Origin of the sequence: Aliiglaciecola lipolytica E3 (assembly GCF_000314975.1) — a bacterium.
Lineage (GTDB): Bacteria > Pseudomonadota > Gammaproteobacteria > Enterobacterales > Alteromonadaceae > Aliiglaciecola > Aliiglaciecola lipolytica.
Genome location: NZ_BAEN01000056.1, coordinates 20,369 through 37,331 on the forward strand (window position 1 = coordinate 20,369; position 16,963 = coordinate 37,331).

18 protein-coding genes are annotated in these 16,963 nt (G+C 40.2%); 15 read left to right on the top strand and 3 right to left on the bottom strand.

All coding sequences use genetic code 11. From position 1 onward, the window contains the following. Nucleotides 1-25: 25 nt before the first annotated feature. Together GLIP_RS13780 and mutM are read left to right on the top strand one after the other, a co-directional pair. A complete protein-coding gene (locus GLIP_RS13780) occupies nt 26-484 on the top strand; it encodes a hypothetical protein (protein ID WP_153886345.1) in 459 nt (152 codons plus the stop codon). Next, nucleotides 484-1,296 (top strand): bifunctional DNA-formamidopyrimidine glycosylase/DNA-(apurinic or apyrimidinic site) lyase, encoded by an 813-nt coding sequence (mutM, locus tag GLIP_RS13785; protein WP_008845264.1) that lies wholly within the window; start codon nt 484-486, stop codon nt 1,294-1,296. Before GLIP_RS13780 ends, mutM begins: the two co-directional genes overlap by 1 nt. 82 nt (nt 1,297-1,378) lie before the next feature. Here mutM and coaD read toward each other — a convergent pair whose 3' ends face one another. Beyond that, nucleotides 1,379-1,870: a pantetheine-phosphate adenylyltransferase gene (gene coaD, locus GLIP_RS13790; RefSeq protein WP_008845265.1), complete on the bottom strand. Its 492-nt coding sequence runs from the start codon at nt 1,868-1,870 to the stop codon at nt 1,379-1,381. A 192-nt stretch (nt 1,871-2,062) separates the two neighbouring features. Between coaD and GLIP_RS13795 the strand changes: the two genes are divergently transcribed. The 3 genes from GLIP_RS13795 to GLIP_RS13805 are packed head-to-tail and all read left to right on the top strand — an operon-like array spanning nt 2,063 to nt 5,088. Further along, on the top strand, nt 2,063-3,517 hold the full coding sequence (locus tag GLIP_RS13795; protein ID WP_008845266.1) for a capsule assembly Wzi family protein: 1,455 nt from the start codon (nt 2,063-2,065) through the stop codon (nt 3,515-3,517). A 15-nt stretch (nt 3,518-3,532) separates the two neighbouring features. Continuing rightward, a complete protein-coding gene (locus tag GLIP_RS13800) occupies nt 3,533-4,315 on the top strand; it encodes a glycosyltransferase family 2 protein (protein ID WP_040522996.1) in 783 nt (260 codons plus the stop codon). Continuing rightward, nucleotides 4,315-5,088, top strand: a complete 774-nt coding sequence (locus tag GLIP_RS13805) for a glycosyltransferase family 2 protein (protein WP_008845268.1) — start codon at nt 4,315-4,317, stop codon at nt 5,086-5,088. Before GLIP_RS13800 ends, GLIP_RS13805 begins: the two co-directional genes overlap by 1 nt. An 18-nt stretch (nt 5,089-5,106) precedes the next feature. Here GLIP_RS13805 and GLIP_RS13810 read toward each other — a convergent pair whose 3' ends face one another. Next, on the bottom strand, nt 5,107-5,823 hold the full coding sequence (locus GLIP_RS13810) for a 3-deoxy-D-manno-octulosonic acid kinase (protein ID WP_040522998.1): 717 nt from the start codon (nt 5,821-5,823) through the stop codon (nt 5,107-5,109). An 83-nt stretch (nt 5,824-5,906) separates the two neighbouring features. Here GLIP_RS13810 and GLIP_RS13815 point away from each other — a divergent pair, with 83 nt between their 5' ends. The 8 genes from GLIP_RS13815 to glpG all read left to right on the top strand — a co-directional run bounded on the left by GLIP_RS13815 (nt 5,907) and on the right by glpG (nt 14,882). After that, nucleotides 5,907-6,941: a glycosyltransferase family 9 protein gene (locus GLIP_RS13815; RefSeq protein ID WP_008845270.1), complete on the top strand. Its 1,035-nt coding sequence runs from the start codon at nt 5,907-5,909 to the stop codon at nt 6,939-6,941. Between the two features lie 231 nt (nt 6,942-7,172). Further along, the gene (locus GLIP_RS13820; RefSeq protein ID WP_407638176.1) at nt 7,173-7,619 is read left to right on the top strand and encodes a type 2 periplasmic-binding domain-containing protein; all 447 of its coding nucleotides are present in this window, start codon (nt 7,173-7,175) and stop codon (nt 7,617-7,619) included. Between the two features lie 3 nt (nt 7,620-7,622). Beyond that, nucleotides 7,623-8,804, top strand: coding sequence for a hypothetical protein (locus GLIP_RS13825; RefSeq protein ID WP_008845272.1), 1,182 nt, complete (start codon nt 7,623-7,625; stop codon nt 8,802-8,804). Nucleotides 8,805-8,880: 76 nt separating this feature from the next. Next, nucleotides 8,881-11,244 carry a bifunctional diguanylate cyclase/phosphodiesterase gene (locus tag GLIP_RS13830; protein ID WP_008845273.1) on the top strand — a complete coding sequence of 788 codons (2,364 nt, stop codon included), beginning with the start codon at nt 8,881-8,883 and terminating at the stop codon, nt 11,242-11,244. A 187-nt stretch (nt 11,245-11,431) separates the two neighbouring features. Continuing rightward, nucleotides 11,432-12,628 (top strand): glycine C-acetyltransferase, encoded by a 1,197-nt coding sequence (locus GLIP_RS13835; RefSeq protein WP_008845274.1) that lies wholly within the window; start codon nt 11,432-11,434, stop codon nt 12,626-12,628. Continuing rightward, the gene (tdh, locus tag GLIP_RS13840; protein WP_008845275.1) at nt 12,625-13,647 is read left to right on the top strand and encodes an L-threonine 3-dehydrogenase; all 1,023 of its coding nucleotides are present in this window, start codon (nt 12,625-12,627) and stop codon (nt 13,645-13,647) included. Before GLIP_RS13835 ends, tdh begins: the two co-directional genes overlap by 4 nt. Nucleotides 13,648-13,678: 31 nt before the next feature. Further along, nucleotides 13,679-14,005 carry a thiosulfate sulfurtransferase GlpE gene (glpE, locus tag GLIP_RS13845; protein WP_008845276.1) on the top strand — a complete coding sequence of 109 codons (327 nt, stop codon included), beginning with the start codon at nt 13,679-13,681 and terminating at the stop codon, nt 14,003-14,005. Next, nucleotides 13,983-14,882 (top strand): rhomboid family intramembrane serine protease GlpG, encoded by a 900-nt coding sequence (gene glpG, locus GLIP_RS13850; protein WP_008845277.1) that lies wholly within the window; start codon nt 13,983-13,985, stop codon nt 14,880-14,882. Before glpE ends, glpG begins: the two co-directional genes overlap by 23 nt. Here the strand turns inward: glpG and GLIP_RS13855 are convergent. Continuing rightward, nucleotides 14,879-15,289 (bottom strand): flagellar basal body-associated protein FliL, encoded by a 411-nt coding sequence (locus tag GLIP_RS13855; RefSeq protein ID WP_008845278.1) that lies wholly within the window; start codon nt 15,287-15,289, stop codon nt 14,879-14,881. The genes glpG and GLIP_RS13855 overlap by 4 nt on opposite strands. Nucleotides 15,290-15,526: 237 nt before the next feature. Here GLIP_RS13855 and GLIP_RS13860 point away from each other — a divergent pair, with 237 nt between their 5' ends. Both GLIP_RS13860 and ubiA read left to right on the top strand, forming a co-directional pair. Then, entirely contained in the window at nt 15,527-16,093 is a 567-nt protein-coding gene (locus tag GLIP_RS13860; protein WP_226992228.1) for a chorismate--pyruvate lyase family protein, read from the top strand. Nucleotides 16,094-16,095: 2 nt separating this feature from the next. Next, complete coding sequence (gene ubiA / locus GLIP_RS13865; protein WP_008845280.1) at nt 16,096-16,959, top strand: 4-hydroxybenzoate octaprenyltransferase; 864 nt, start codon at nt 16,096-16,098, stop codon at nt 16,957-16,959. The last annotated feature ends 4 nt before the right edge of the window (nt 16,960-16,963 follow it).

Here is a 16,963-nt window from a genome sequence, read left to right on the forward strand (position 1 = left end):
TTTAAATTTTACCTTTATAGTTAACATGCGATTATCACGAAAAGCTTGGAACAATGTCATTATCGTCAGCATGTTGTTAATGATATTTTTGTTTAATACCACTAATAATATCCTTACCGGTGGCGACGACGGTGATTTACAAACTAGCTTGATTCCTAATCATGCAATTTTGATGACGTTGCAAATGCCAACAATTACCATCGAGCGGATTGGTCAAGGCTGGCGCGCAACTCCTCCATCAACGGTTACTGAAGCTGAAATGCTGACAGTTGCAGGAAATTGGCAAGCATTAAAAATGACCCCATTTGATGGTGACATTCCTCAGCAAATGCCAAAAATTGCCATTGCATGGTTGGCCGGAGAAAATAGCGGTCGTGTATTTCAACTGTATCAAGATGGCGAACATATGCTGGTTTTGCACCAACAACAATTATTTCAAATTCGCGATACCTCCATCTCTTCATTATTAATTGAGACTTATTAATGCCAGAATTACCAGAAGTTGAAGTCAGTCGCTTAGGTATTTCACCTCACATGATTGGTGAAACTATCAAAGAGGTTGTGGTCCGCAATAAGCAGCTACGTTGGCCAATTCCTGAAGAAGTCCATTTGGTTCATGGATTGCGAATAAACTCGATTCGTCGCCGCGCTAAATATTTATTAATTGATACTGACGCAGGGAGCATCATTCTCCATCTTGGTATGTCAGGTCGTCTAAGAGTCGTCCCTACATCAACCGCGTTACAAAAACACGACCATGTAGATATTCAGCTAGATAATGGGCAATGTCTACGCTTCAATGATGCTCGTCGTTTTGGTGCTTGCCTGTGGTTAAACAAAAGTGAGGACTCACATACTTTATTTCGATCGTTAGGCCCAGAACCGCTGACGGAAGACTTTGACGCGCAGCGTTTAATTGATTTATCCCGCGGTAAACAGGTCCCCGTAAAAAGTTTTATTATGGATAATAAAGTGGTTGTTGGAGTGGGAAATATTTATGCTAATGAATCACTCTTTTTAGCAGGGATAGACCCAAGACGACCTGCGGGAAAGGTGAGTAAAAAACGCTATATTGCTTTAACCCCAATAATCAAAGATGTGTTGGCAAAAGCTATAGAGCAAGGTGGCACCACATTAAAGGATTTTGCTCAGGCAGATGGCAACCCAGGATATTTTGCACAAGAGTTGCGTGTATATGGCCGCGCCAAACTGCCCTGTGTAAATTGTGAAACACCGATAAAGTCTGTGGTGATTGGTCAGCGCAACACCTTTTTTTGTCCACAGTGCCAGCGGTAAACAACCAGAATATAGCATGGGCTTTTAGCCCATGAAGAACTGCGGCTGTATCTATGAGGCTAAAACTCTGCCCATCGATATCTTATTTTGATTGTTTATGGAATTTTTCTTGTAATGCCTTTTGCACTACTGGGTGGCAAAACTCATCAACTTGACCGCGATGCATAGCGACTTCTTTTACCAAAGTGGAGGAGATAAACGAATTTTCTTCAGCAGGCGTTAAAAACACACTCTCTAACTTTGGATTTAATCGTCTATTCATGTTGGCTAATTGAAATTCATATTCAAAATCGGAAACCGCACGTAGGCCACGAATTAAAATTGTGGCATCTAACGTATCGGCAAAATCCGCCAATAATCCGGTAAACCCAATTACTTCCACATTATTTAAGTGCGAAGTAACCTGCTTAATTAAATTTACCCGCTCTTCTAAGGTAAACAATGGTTTCTTACTTGGATTAGCTGCAATACCTACAGTAACTGAAGAAAACATATTAGCTGCCCTTTCAATTAGGTCAGCATGGCCATTAGTGATAGGATCGAATGTACCTGGGTAAATGGCTTTTGTGTGCATTTTAACAACTCGTCGAAGTTCAATAATGTAAACACACAGCTTATAATAGACCTACGCATAAATCCAAGGGTGAATAGCCTTGCAAGATCATCAGAGTTTTTGATGTATTGCTATTCATCAACAAAATGTGCGGAAATCAAATCAAGTAGATAAAACCCGAATTGAGGTTACTTAAATTAAGGAGTGTTTTTAGTGCCTAAGTGCATTCGGTTTAGTTTGTTATCGTTGTCGTTGCTTATTTCAAGCTACAGCTCTGCATCACCTTGGGTAGGTACTACAGATCCCCAGCTTCATTATGATGTTCAGATTTTAAGTGAGTTTGGTTATTTACGTAGTGTCACCACGACATTTCCAATTCCTTGGAAAGGCATTTCAGAACAGCTCTCTTTGGTAGATACCACGAATATGCATCCAACAGCGCTGGTGTCAGCAAATCGGTTAAAACATTATCTGACGCTGCAGAAACATAAAGATGTTTTTTCTTCGGTAACCGCCTATGGCGCGTCGCAACGCAGTCGTTTTGCTAGTTTTGATGGTCAGCAAGGAGAGAAAGGTAGATTAAACATAAATTCAGAGACTCATATAGGCAGATTTGCCGGAAAAATTTCGGTTAATTTCGAACCTAATGGGGAACAAAACTTTGATCAAAGTTACTTAGCTTATCAACTTGGAGATTGGAATCTTCGCCTTGGCTCCATCGACCAATGGTGGGGGCCGTCTCATAGTAATAGTTTAATCTTGTCTAATAACGCCAGACCAATTCCTACCTTGGCTTTATCACGATCAAAAACAACAGCGTCAACTTCACCTTGGTTAGCTTTTTTAGGGCCTTGGTATGCAACAGCACAAGTTGGACAATTAGAAGATAGTCGTGATGTGCCTGACGCAAAAATATGGGCTAGCCGTTTTACCATGCAACCACTAGCCGGGTTAGAAGTCGGTCTTTCATGGTTGGCGGTGTGGGGTGGTGACGGTCAACCTGACCGTATGAATGACTTTTATAGAGTTCTGACTTTTCAAAAGCGCTGCTCAGATGGCTCAGAAGAATGCGATCCATCGATGGAAACGCATATTGGCAGTCATTTAGCTGCTATAGATGCTAAATATACGTTTCAGATTTTACATCATCCAATTAGCCTTTATGGACAGTATGTGGATGAAGGTGATTCCAGTGAGTTTAATGTTAGCAACCAAGCAAATAGTGTCGGAATTTCTAGTTATATAAGTGGCGGTAAAATTTACTTGGAAAACAGTGATACCAACGTTTCTTGTGACGACGCCATAGTTGATGTAACACATTGTTATTATGAGAGCGGCACTTACTCATCTGGATATCGCTATTACACTCGTGAATTGGGTAACAACCGTGAAACAGATGCGAATATGACATCTATGGGATACTTAAAACATTTTAGCAATGGTGATGTATTTGAGGCAGCCATTCGCTATATTAAAATCAATGATGGTGGTTCAGAGGAGCAACAAACTGGACTAACTGAAAAAATTACCCAACTAAGTGGTTACTATCAAACTGTTTGGGGAAACTGGCAAGTGAAGTTAGGCGCAGTTGTTGACGCCAGCAAAGTAAACCAGCAGGGTACAGAAAACGAATTCACTGTATTTTCCGAAATTAAATACAGTCTGTAGTTGAGACATTACCGTATGACTAGACGAAAAATATCCTGCTTTATGATCGTGTGTAATGAAGCTGATCGAATTGACGCAAGTTTAGCACCGCTGGCGGGTTGGGTTGATCAACTTATTGTGCTTGATTCGGGCAGCACTGATGGTACGGTCGAGCTTGCAAAAAAATACACAGACTCTGTACATCAAACCGATTGGCCAGGGTTTGGCGCGCAACGCAATCGTGCGCTCACCTATTGTGAGCATGAGTGGGTACTGAATATTGATGCTGATGAAGTGATCACTGAAGAACTAAAAAACGAAATTGACGCTGTCTTATCAGAACCAGATTTAGAGGCCACTTTTATAAAATTTCCGTGGCATACTTTCTTATTTGGCAAAACCCTAAAACATGGTCGCTATGCTTCGCCACAGGGTAAACTGTTTATTAAAACCGGTGCTAATTTTAAGCATCGAAGTGTGCATGAAACGCTCGAAATGCCGGTTCAAAATATTCGTATTTTAAAATCCCCATTATTGCACTACAGCTGGCGAGATTATTATCATGTACAGGAAAAACATCTAAAGTACGCGGTGTTGGGGGCAGGAGATAAAGCCAAGAAAAACAAGAAATCATCTTTAAGTTTTGCCGTTTTACGCTTCTTTGTGGATTTTTTACAACAGTATATTCTAAGACTCGGGTTTTTAGATGGTAAACGAGGCTTTTTAATGGCAATCATTCTTGGCCAATATGCCTTTCACAAATATGCCGCTTTGTGGGCTTTACAACAAGAGTCGTCGCAAACGGAACCAAAACGCTAATGTCTAATATTCCAATTAGTGTTTTTATTATTACGCTTAATGAAGAAAAATATCTTCCACAAGTCCTGCAGAATCTTCAGGTATTTGACGAAATTGTTGTTGTAGATTCAGGTAGTACAGACAATACAGTAAGTATTGCAAAGCAAAACGGTGCAAAAGTCTATCATCAAGATTGGCTAGGATTTTCCAAACAAAAATCTTATGCAATGTCATTGTGCAAAAATGACTGGGTGCTCAATGTCGATGGTGACGAAATTCTAAGTGCAGAACTAGTTAGCACAATGCAGACTATGGTGAATGAAGGCCGCGCCGACGCATATCGATTGTATTTTGAAGATGTTTTTTGGGGTAAGCCAATGGATGTTAGATCTGACAAACGTTCCATCGTTAGGCTTTACAATCAACATAAAGTTACCTTCCCACAAGATCGCTTAGTGCATGAAAATGTTAAACTTAGCAAAGATGCAAAAGAAACTGATATACCTGGTCTAGCTACTCACCATGGTTACCATTCGACAGCTGTATTAATGGAAAAGCAGAATAAATATTCTTCGTTAAAGGCACTAGAGAAGTTTAATAAGGGCAAGAAACCCTCGTTTTTAAAACTGATATTCGTCTTCCCTTTGATGTTTTTTAAAGAATATTTTTTACATAGAATGTTTCTATCCGGTAGAAGGGGATTGGTTCATGCCTATATTTCTGCCATGTACGGCTTTCTAAAAGAAGCTAAGCTACATGAGCTTCACTACGTGGAAAAAAACAAACAAAAGTAGTGAATCGTGATTACCCGATTATATTTTCGAATAACCGTCTAATAGCATTTGCCAATCGCTAGCTTGAAAGTGATAGTTAGCAAATTTTACCTTCTCTTTATTCAATGATCTAAGCAACCTATCCAAATTTTTCTGCTTCCATGTATTACCCCCTTTCACGGCGCATTTATCAAAATCAATAAGCCAAGCTTTGCTTTGGTTATCCAGCATAATATTGTGAATATTAAGGTCATGATGAAAAATTTGTTGCTGGTGGAATAATGCAATAGTTTCGCCAATCTTCTCCCACTCTTGTTGGGTTAAAGATCGCGTTTGTAGAATATGATGAACGTCGTTGGCGTTTGCTATTTTTAGGGTGATTAAATCAGCTTGGTAATACATGCCTTTTTTGATTATGCGGTAAGCGACGGGCGTGGGGGCGGGAAGCCCTAACTCGTTGATTCTTTTTAACAACTTAAATTCTTGATAAGCGCGGGTAGAACTTATGCCTAGATACAAATATTGATCGCTGAGCACTTTACTCATTAAACCACCACGGCAATAGTGCCGTAAAACAAGCTCATGCATGCCGGCTTTAATAAAGTGAGTTGTGCCTCTACCAAGGGCTGAACCTATAACGGCATTTTGTTGTTGCCAATATTCAGGTTCAAAATATTCAGAACGACAATCAGGTAGATAATGCGAATCGAAACGGATTATTTCTCCTTGATTGCTGATTTGCTTAACATCTGTCATAAAAATTCGCATTCGCCCTTGTGTAATAGTATGAATTGTAATGAAATTGACAACATAATTCAGCAGCTATCGAAACCACCACAGTGAAAGTCCAAAAACTTTGTCTTCTGCGCTTGTCTGCAATTGGTGATGTCTGCCATGCGGCCGCCATGGTTGATCGCATTATTCAACATGCACCCACTATTGAAATTACTTGGATCATTGGCAAGGTCGAGTATCAACTACTCAAAGGCATGGCAAATGTGCGATTTATTGTCTTCGATAAAAAGCTAGGGAAAGAAGCGTATTTAAAATTACAAACAGAATTGAATAATGAAGAGTTTGACGCGCTTTTTTTGATGCAAGTTGCATTTAGAGCTAATTGGGCAGCGCGATTAATCAAAGCTAAAAGCAAAATTGGTTTTGATTGGAATAGAAGTAAAGAATTGCACTGGTTGTTTGCAAATCAGCGTGTGGCCGCACAAAAGCATGCACATGTTTTAGAAGGCTTTATGAGTTTTGCGGACAGTATAAACGTCCCTCAAAGTGACGGATTAAACTGGTCTATTCCGCTTACCGAAGAAGACGAACTATTCGCTAAATCTTTATGTAACGAAATTAAATCTTATGCTGTTATCAGCCCCGCAGCGAGTAAATCTGAAAGAAACTGGTTGCCTGAACGTTATGCTCAAGTTGCTGATTACCTGCATGACAAAGGGTATCAAGTGGTATTGTGCGGCGGTCCTGCAGACATGGATAGACATTTAGCGCGACAAATAGAAGCAAGTGGTAAACATCAATATAAAAACCTAGTTGGAAAAACGTCGCTAAAACAAATGCTCGCTGTACTCAAACAGGCCAAGTTGGTTATCGCACCTGATACTGGACCTGCACACATGGCAACCACAGTGGGAACACCTGTAATTGGTTTATATGCACATAGTAACCCACGGCGAACCGGACCATATTTGAGTTTGCAACATGTTGTGTCTGTTTATGACCAAGTCATCGAGCAGCAAACCGGCAAAACATGGCAAGAATTACCTTGGGGGACTCGTGCAAAAGGCACTAAATTAATGCAATTAATTGACACAGAAAAAGTCATCAAGCAAGTTGACAACTTAATTGGGCGACATTAGCCCTAAACCTTCAATAGCGCTGCATATTGATTGAGTCGTGCTGGTAAATATTATACTCTAGGCGAATAGTGATTAGTAAATATCAGATCTACAGTTTTGAAATACCATTTGTAGTCGACAAAGTATAAAAATCTTAATGAAATCTGATATTAACCCTAAAAAGCTTGCGCAAAATAGAAAAAGATAAACTAATCTTAGTTTCTCAGGTGGAGTCCTGTATTTAGAGGAAAGGTGAAAGGATTGTTAAGTAGGCTGGCCCAGGTCACTGTAATTTTATTGATATTGACATCCACTGTCGTCTTCTCGAAAGAAACGCCAGTCAGTGTTTTAGTCAATGTAGAAGTTCAGACAGATGCACTGACTTCCAGCCAGTTGCGCAAAATATTTTCAATGCGACAAACGGTTTGGCCTGATGGCCAGCCTATTATTGTGTTCGTATTAAAAACTGAAAGTGCGGCTCACCAAGCTCTCTGCAAAGATGTCCTTAAAATGTTCCCATATCAAATAGAAAGACTTTGGAATAAACTGGCATATTCCGGCTTAGGTGATAAACCTACAGAATTATCCAATCAAAAAGAAATGCTCGAAAAACTCCAACAAACTCCCGGCGCTATTGGTTATATGCTCAATATTAATAGTGGCAATAAAATTAAAAAAATTGAAGTGGTAGGAGAATAGCAAATGAAACTAAAGGTAATTTTGCTAACTCTAATTTGTTTCCTAAATGTGGCTTTATCCTTCAATGCAAACGCTAGCGATCAGTTTAATTGGCGAGGTTTTGTCGCACAAGGCGTGATTCAAGCACAAAACTCCAATTACATTGATGATGATGGTGATGCAACGTTAAAACTAACCGAAGTGGGTATCAACGCGTCATATACCTTAGATACTAATTTTAGGGTGGCTGGCCAAATCGTTTATTTAAATGGCGGCAATCGCTACCCCGAAGGGTTGCGTGTAGATTATTTATTTCTAGATTGGCGAGCCATTAATTCATTGGATTGGCAAGTTAATATGCATTTAGGTCGAGTAAAAAATTATCACTGGATTTACTCTTCAACACGGGATGTGCCACACACTCGGCCAACCATTATTCTGCCTCAATCAATTTACTTTGATGCATTTCGAGACGTAGCGCTTGGCGTTGATGGGGTCGCCATCGTAGCCAATACAGCTAACGCTTTGGGTGAGTGGGAGTTTAATTGGAGTTATGGAAATTCACCTATTAGTGAAGAACAAACTAAAAACTTGATTGCTGTAACGGCTAGTGGAGATATAGAACAAAAGTTTGTACATCAAGGGAATTTAGTTTGGCACAATCAAGCGTTGCGTTTTAGTGCAGGTTTGCTTGATTCTAAATTTAAATATGTCAGTGGGGATCAAGATGCATTCATCGACGGCGACGCGCAAATTCAGCGGCTTATGTTGCATGGAACCTATGATGCTAAACATTGGCAGTTGGCGTTTGAATTGTTCAGAGAACGTAGTATTTACGAAGATCTAATATTTCCGGGATTCATTAACGACTCAACTTCTGAAGGCGGTTATATTCAAGGAAGATATTTTATTAATAAAGATATCACAGCAACCGCTCGTTTAGATATTTTTGATCTAGACCGCAAAGATCGTAGTGGAGAGAAGCGAGCGGCGTTATCGGGCGGTACTGTTCCCGCTTATTTTGGATTCCAAGATCAGTTTACATTAGGCGCAAGTTGGACATTTTCAGAAAATTGGCAATTACAGGCTGAATTTCATCGAGTAAAAGGCACGGGCCGTTTAGCACCAGTGTTCTTACCTAATACAATACAAAACGACCATAAATATTGGAATATTTGGGGTATTCAATTGGCGCATTGGTTCTGATATGAAGCGCTTCGTTAGCCTCACCAATAAAATGCTCTTGCTGCTGCTAATATTTTTGTTAGCACTTGGTATTTCGATGTCTTTTTTGTGGCTGCAAAAAACCAACCAAGATTTGCTGCTCAAGCAACAAGAGATTAAACATCAAAATCAAAGCCAATATTTGTTGTTAAACAAAATGTTTCGTAGTCGAAATGAATCTTGGGTAGAGATGTTAGTTCAGTTACACCAGGATCAACCCCAAGCAATATTGGCATTGGCGCATTCACTATCAAAGCGACTGGTGTTTTTACAATATAATATGCAAGTGGAAAAAGTTTGGTTATTTGATGGCTCTAAAAATTTAGTGTTTTCTTCTGAACCTGATATTCCGGAGCACATTAAGACCAATACCGACTACGTGTTAGAAAACCAAGACTCTAAAGAAATCACTTATTGCTCTATCCAATGTACTCAGGTTTTATCCATTCCAATTTTGCATAGTGATGACAGCATGGCCGTGATTACGTTGAGTTTAACATTGGTTGATACCTTGGCGTTTTTAAATCAATCAACAGACGCCACACTTGCCTTAGTTTATGTCAAAGAAAAACCAGATACTTTATATGCACGCGATTTTTTGAAACATGAGCCCTTAGCAACTAAACATAAAAATTTAATCAATTCTATAATTAGCGCTTTTCCTAAAGACCTATCTGTTGATGCTTTGGCATCTTCTGGAGCGCAGTTGAGTATTGACGAAAAGCATTATTTTGTCGCACTCATTCCCATGAGCACGGTTAATTCTGACCATGACTATGTGCTGGCTGCTCATGACATCACGCCCATGGTTTTGGCTCATTTGGCGTATCAGAAAAATATCTTGATGACGGCCTCTGTCGTATTTGTAGTGGCTATGCTGTTGTTTTACTTAATTACTAATAGCGTACGTCAGCGTTTGGTTGATTTCACTGCAAGACTGCCATTGTTAGCTTCGCGAGATTATCAGCAATTTAGGTCTCGCAGCCGCATAAGTAAACACTATTTCGTGGATGAATTAGACACTTTAAACGATTCTGCCAATAAGTTAGCAGACCGACTTGAGAAGCTCGACAATGAAGTGTTAACCAAAGCCAACGAACTAGAAAAAATGGCGATGTTTGATCAACTGACTAGTTTGCCAAATCGAAATATGTTGGTGATTAAAACCAAACAGGCGGTTGCTAAATTAGGCAACGAAGATAAGTTTGTAGTGCTGATGGTTTTCGACCTAGATGACTTCAAAAAGGTGAACGACAGTTATGGGCACACCATTGGTGATGAATTATTAAGAGAAGCGGCAGCGCGTTTTCAAAGTGTCTTAAAAGACCATGATTTAGCTTGTCGTTTGGGTGGTGATGAATTTGCCATTTTGCTTAGTGATGTGGACGACATAAAAAGCGCTATGGAAGTTGCTGAAAAATTGGTAGATAGGTTTAGAGCGCCAATAAATGTGGCGCAGCTTCGATTTTATGTGTCTACCAGCGTGGGTTTTGCGTACACGTCTTCATCGGACGCCAATGTAAATGAGCTGATTCGATGTGCCGATATTGCCATGTATCAAGCTAAAAATCATGGTGGAAACCGGCTTGAATTGTATGTTGATTCAATGTCCAAAAATGCTATTGATAAAGTGGCGTTAGAAGATGAAGCTCGCAGTGCACTAATTAATGATCATTTTAGTTATTCATTGCAACCTCAAGTTGAACTTAAAACAGGACGACTAGTCGGCTTTGAAGCACTATTACGATGGAATCACCCCGATCGAGGGCCAGTTTCTCCGGGTTATTTTATCCCAATTCTAGAGAACACAGAGTTTATGTTAACCCTAGGCTACTGGTGTATTGAAAATGCATTTAATTTGTTGAATGCGTTTAAACAACATGGCTATCCCAATCTTAAAATTGCCATTAACCTAGCTGCGATTCAATTTCTTGACCCTGATTTAGTCCCGTATTTGGAAGAGAAAGTAAAAGAATCTGGTTTAGCACCGGACCTAATCGAACTGGAGTTAACCGAACGTACGTTAGTTTCTGATATCCAACGCACTACCGAGATTATGCAAACTTTAATCGATAAGGGCTTTTTAATTTCTATCGACGATTTTGGTACGGGGTATTCGTCGTTAAGCTACTTAAAAACCATGCCAGCCAATTTCATCAAAATAGATCGCGCTTTTATTGACGGCATGTTGACCAATGATGCTGATAAACAAATTGTTGCCGCAACCGTATCCATGGTGCAAAACTTAAAAATGAAAGTGATTGCTGAAGGGATTGAAGAGCAATTGCAAATAGATTTATTGAAGCAATTTGATTGCAATATGGCCCAAGGTTTTTACATTGCAAAACCTATTCCTGAAGATTTACTGTTTGAGGAATTACAAAAATACTGCAAAGACGGGATTTGGCAATATGGCCAATAAATTCGGTAGATAACGAGAAACGAATGCTTTTGCTTAGCAGATTCGTTCGTGCTGGATCTTAAATCTGCATGTGTAATCAAAACCTTACACCTATCCTTGGCCTATAATTAGTGTTTCGGCGGGGTAGCAACGTGTTACCTATCACAATTTCTTTTAATATAGCGCCAATTAAATCATTGGGGGCAATATGAGCGAATCTTTCTACCAACACCTGAGTCAGCAAATCGAGCAAGTCAAACAAGACGGTTTGTATAAAACTGAACGCGTCATCACCTCTGCTCAAAAGGCTGATATTATGGTGCAAAGTGGCGACCAGGTTTTAAATTTTTGTGCAAATAATTATCTTGGATTAGCCAATCATGAGTCGCTTATTGCTGCAGCTAAGGCTGGTTTAGACGAACACGGTTTTGGAATGGCTTCGGTGCGGTTTATTTGTGGAACCCAAGATATTCATAAGCAGTTAGAGCAAAAAATTAGTTCGTTTTTGGGAATGGAGGACACCATTTTATACCCATCATGCTTTGACGCTAACGGCGGTTTGTTCGAAACCTTAATGGGCCCAGAAGATGCAATTATCTCTGATGCATTAAATCATGCCAGCATCATAGATGGCGTGCGCCTTTGCAAAGCTAAACGCTACCGTTACGCTAACAACGATATGCAAGCGTTAGAAGCACAACTTATTCAAGCAAGCGAAGATGGTGCTCGATTTAAAATCATTGCTACAGATGGTGTTTTTTCGATGGATGGTGTGATTGCTGACTTGCGTGGTATCTGTGATCTTGCCGACAAATACGATGCAATGGTTATGGTTGACGATTGTCATGCCACTGGCTTTGTGGGTGAGAATGGGCGTGGAAGCCACGAGTATAATGACGTTATCGGTCGAATAGATATTATTACCGGAACACTCGGAAAAGCATTGGGTGGCGCTTCGGGCGGTTATACCTCGGGCAAGAAAGAAGTTGTTGAATGGTTACGCCAACGCTCCAGACCTTATTTGTTTTCTAACTCAGTTGCGCCGCCGATTGTGGCTGCGTCTTTGGAAGTGTTTTCGATGCTTGAGCAAGGACATGACTTACGTGAGCAGCTCAATCGTAACGCGCGTCATTTTAGAAGTCGTATGCAAGACGCAGGCTTTACTCTCTCAGGAAAAGATCACGCGATAATCCCGGTCATGTTAGGCGATGCTAAATTGGCTAGTGAAATGGCAGATAAAATGTTGGAACGTGGCATTTATGTTGTTGGTTTTTCATTTCCTGTTGTACCAAAAGGGCAGGCACGCATCCGCACACAAATGTCTGCAGCACACTCAATAGAGCAAGTAGATCGCGCCATTGACGCCTTCATTGAAGTTGGCCGTGAACTAAAGGTGATCTCATGAAATCATTAGCGAAACTATATCCTGAAAAAGGGATTTGGATGAATGATGCTCCGATTCCCGAACTTGGACACAATGATCTATTAATTAAGATTAATAAAACGGCTATTTGTGGTACCGACATGCATATTTATCAATGGGACGATTGGTCGCAAAATACCATTCCTGTGCCAATGATTGTCGGACATGAATATGTTGGAGAAGTAGTTGAAATCGGCCAAGAAGTGCGTGGTTTCAGCAAAGGTGACAGGGTGTCCGGAGAAGGCCATATTACTTGTGGCCATTGTCGTAATTGCCGTGCTGGCAGACGCCACCTGTGCCGCAACACCGAAGGGGTAGGTGTAAATCGACAAGGCTCGTTCGCTGAATATTTAGTGATCCCTGCATTTAACGCTTTTAAAATTCCAGATAATATCAGTGATGAACTGGCTTCGATATTTGACCCTTTTGGTAACGCAGTACATACCGCATTGTCATTTGACTTAGTTGGCGAAGATGTATTGATTACTGGTGCTGGTCCCATTGGAATCATGGCTGCGGCTGTGGCAAAACATGCAGGCGCGCGGTTTGTAGTGATTACAGATATCAACGAATATCGCTTAGATTTGGCAAGAAAAATGGGTGCCACCCGCGCCGTTAATGTCAGTAAACAAGATTTAAAAGAAGTGATGAATGAGCTAGGTATGACCGAAGGCTTTGACGTAGGACTGGAAATGTCTGGCGTGCCATCGGCGCTTAGAGATATGCTGGCTAAAATGAATAATGGTGGTAAGGTTGCTATGTTAGGCATTCCACCTAAAGATGTGGCAATCGACTGGAATCAGGTAATTTTTAAAGGTCTCATCATTAAAGGTGTTTACGGCCGTGAAATGTTTGAAACTTGGTATAAAATGGCGAGCCTTTTACAATCTGGATTAGATTTGAGTCCAATCATTACTCATCAATATAATATAGATGATTTTCAGCAAGGATTTGACGTGATGGAATCCGGTCAATCCGGTAAAGTTATATTAAATTGGTAAACTAAGATTAAATAAGTTGATAGGAGTCGATTTGGAGCAGTTTGAACATATTTCCGCCGAGCAAAGTCAGGCTCTTTTGGCTCAGCAAAGTGCACGAATAGTAGATATTCGTGATGAACAATCATTCGCGGCAGGACATATTGAAGGGGCTGTGCATCTAACCAATGGCAGCCTGCATCAGTTTATGTCTGAAACAGATTTTGAAACACCGGTGATTGTTTGCTGTTATCACGGCATAAGTAGTCAGCAAGCTGCGCAATTTTTGATTCATCAGGGGTTTGAGCAAGTTTACAGCTTAGATGGTGGCTTTGAAGCTTGGAAAAGCTCTTTGCCATATGTTACTCAAATTGAAGACTGAAATTGAGGAAAACCAACTCGCGTTGGTTAGTTTTGGTAATGAAAATGCCGCTTTATTGTTGGTAACTTATCTTATAAGCCAAGATATTCCAGCTAGTTATGCCTACGTTGAAGGTGATTTGAATCATCAGGTGCTGTTAGACGCGCCTGATCTTATTCAAGAAGCTGCATTTATCGTAAAAGAATTTGTTGATAATCCTACCGATCCTAAGTATCAGCAAAAAGCATGGGAACTTCGGCAAGAAATAATCCACGATAGGCAGCAAGCTATCTTACCTAAGATTAGGTGGACATCATTCCAACAGACGCCATTTATGTGGTTAATCATGGGTATTTGTTTGTTGGTGTATATTAGTTCATTGGCTGGCGGCTCATATTGGGTTAATGAGCACCTTATGTTGTTGCCGTGGAATTTGTTATTTGAATCTGGGCAGTGGTGGCGAGCTATTACGCCCGCTTTTATTCATTTCGATGAAATGCATATCATTTTTAATTTACTTTGGTGGTGGTTTGCCGGTAAAGAAATTGAAAAAAAATTCGGCTCTAGCACCTTACTGCTTATATTTCTGCTTTGTGCCATTATCCCAAACTTGGGACAATTAATGACGGATGGTCCCGAATTCGGCGGCTTGTCAGGTGTGGTATATGGTGTAATTGGTTTTGTTTGGTGGTGTGGCTGGTTACGTCCACAATGGGGGCTAGCTTTACCTAACTATATTATTGGATTCTCTTTAGTTTGGTTGGTACTTGGATATGTCGATATTCTTTGGGTTTCGGTCGCCAACACCGCGCATACGTTAGGCTTGGTTTGTGGTTGTGCTATTGCTTGGTGTTATGTGCATTTCACTCAAAATCGTAGCCAAAAAGACGCTCTTTAACCGCCTTGAACAATAAATTTAGTAATGATGATGTCTTTAATCATCGGGTTGCCTGTTTCTTTTTGCATCAGCTCGCGTATACGCTCTAAACTACTTCTACGGAAATCTTCCCTACCGGTTAAGGATTTCACTTTGTCTTTAGGTTGTCTACCGAGAATATCAATTATGGTGGCACGTAAAAGCGGAGAGTGATGTTCAATTGCTTCAATGTAATCGGCATCTTCTAGCATCAATTCGATTGTTGTACGCACAAATCCGAGATTATTCGCATTAGAACCTAAAAAGTTGGTCACAATATCTGGTTCTAAACCGTAATATGCAAAATTAGATTGAGCCTGAGCATTACCGATAAATTGACCGGAAAGAACCGTTAAAACAATCGCAAAAAACACAGATTTCATATTCATATCTCAAATAAAATATACAATTCTAATGTGCTAACTAAAAACCTAACCAAGCGTAATCTAGTGTATCAACTTTCCTGGGTTAGCTTAACTCATTTAATAACTGCTATCGGTATAATAATAACTTTACAACGTATTAAATCTTATCATTCTATTTTCTTCAGAATGTTATCAGCTATTGATATCATAACCTGAATTCAGGTTATGATACCGTCATATTTTCATGGACTTAGTGCTATTTTGAATCATCAATTAACATTCCCGGTTTCTTTTTCAACAAAATGGTCTGCGGCAGACGACTTGAGCATAGCCGACCCTTACCTCAAGAACTGGCTGTTAAACACCGGATCGTTGACTGAAAGATTACAATCCCATTGTGTTGATTTTGAACTCGCTTTAATAGGTCAACGGCAAATGCAACCGGACCTTGAGGAACTTGCACAATTTAGTGGGGCTAAGTCGGCTTTGCATGATTCCTTTTGGCAAGTTAGAGAAGTTATTTTAATTGGTAATGGTCAACCTTGGGTGTTTGCACGTTCAGTATTGCCGCAACAATTATGTGATATGGACTTTGCTGAGTTGGGAAATAAACCTTTGGGACAAATTATCTTTAATGACGAACGATTCGTGCGACGTCCTTTTCAGTTATCATGTTTATCTGAAAGTCACTCTTTGTTAAATACTTTAGGTATCTGTAAGCAGCGCACGTTGTGGGGCAGGCGCTCAGTGTTTGACTTTAAACAACTGCAGTTAATGGTCGCTGAAATATTTTTACCTGATTGCCCTGCCTATAGTAAACAAGGTTAGATATGCAAAGTACAAAGCTTCAGGCTTACTATAAATTAATGCGTATGGATAAACCCATCGGCACCTATTTATTGTTGTGGCCAACTGTCTGGGCGCTTTTGATTGCAGCAAATGGTACTCCTCCAATAACAATAGCAGTGGTATTTGTTTTGGGAGTGTTCACCATGCGCAGTGCTGGTTGTGTGATTAACGATTACGCTGATCGGAATGTTGATGGAAAAGTAGAACGAACTAAATCTCGCCCTTTAGTGAGTGGAGAGGTATCAGAAAAAGAAGCACTGTTGTTATTCACTGCTTTGATATTTTTATCATTTTTATTGGTTCTTACCCTTAACGTTAAAACTATTTTGTTGTCTTTTGGAGCGTTGGCGCTCGCTACTCTATATCCGTTTATGAAGCGTTATACACACTTACCACAAGTCGTCTTAGGTGCAGCATTTAGTTGGTCTATTCCGATGGCTTTTATGGCGATTAACGAACAAATAGGTTGGCTTGGTTGGCTATTGTATGCCACGAATCTGATTTGGACGGTTGGCTATGACACTGAATACGCCATGGTTGATAGAGACGACGATTTGCGCATTGGAGTAAAATCTACGGCCATTTTGTTTGCAAAATGGGATAAGTTAGCAATAGCGTTAACGCAGCTAATTACTTTGGTTTTATTAACCTATATCGCCTACTTCTTGAATATGACATGGCCAGTGTTTTTATCACTTGTGGCCATGTTGGCGTTTTTCGCTTATCAACAACATTTGATAAAAAACCGCAACCGAGCGAATTGTTTCAAAGCCTTTTTAAACAACCATTATGCAGGCATGTGTGTAGCAATCGGCCTTTGTTGCCACTACTGGATAATCGCTTAGCCGA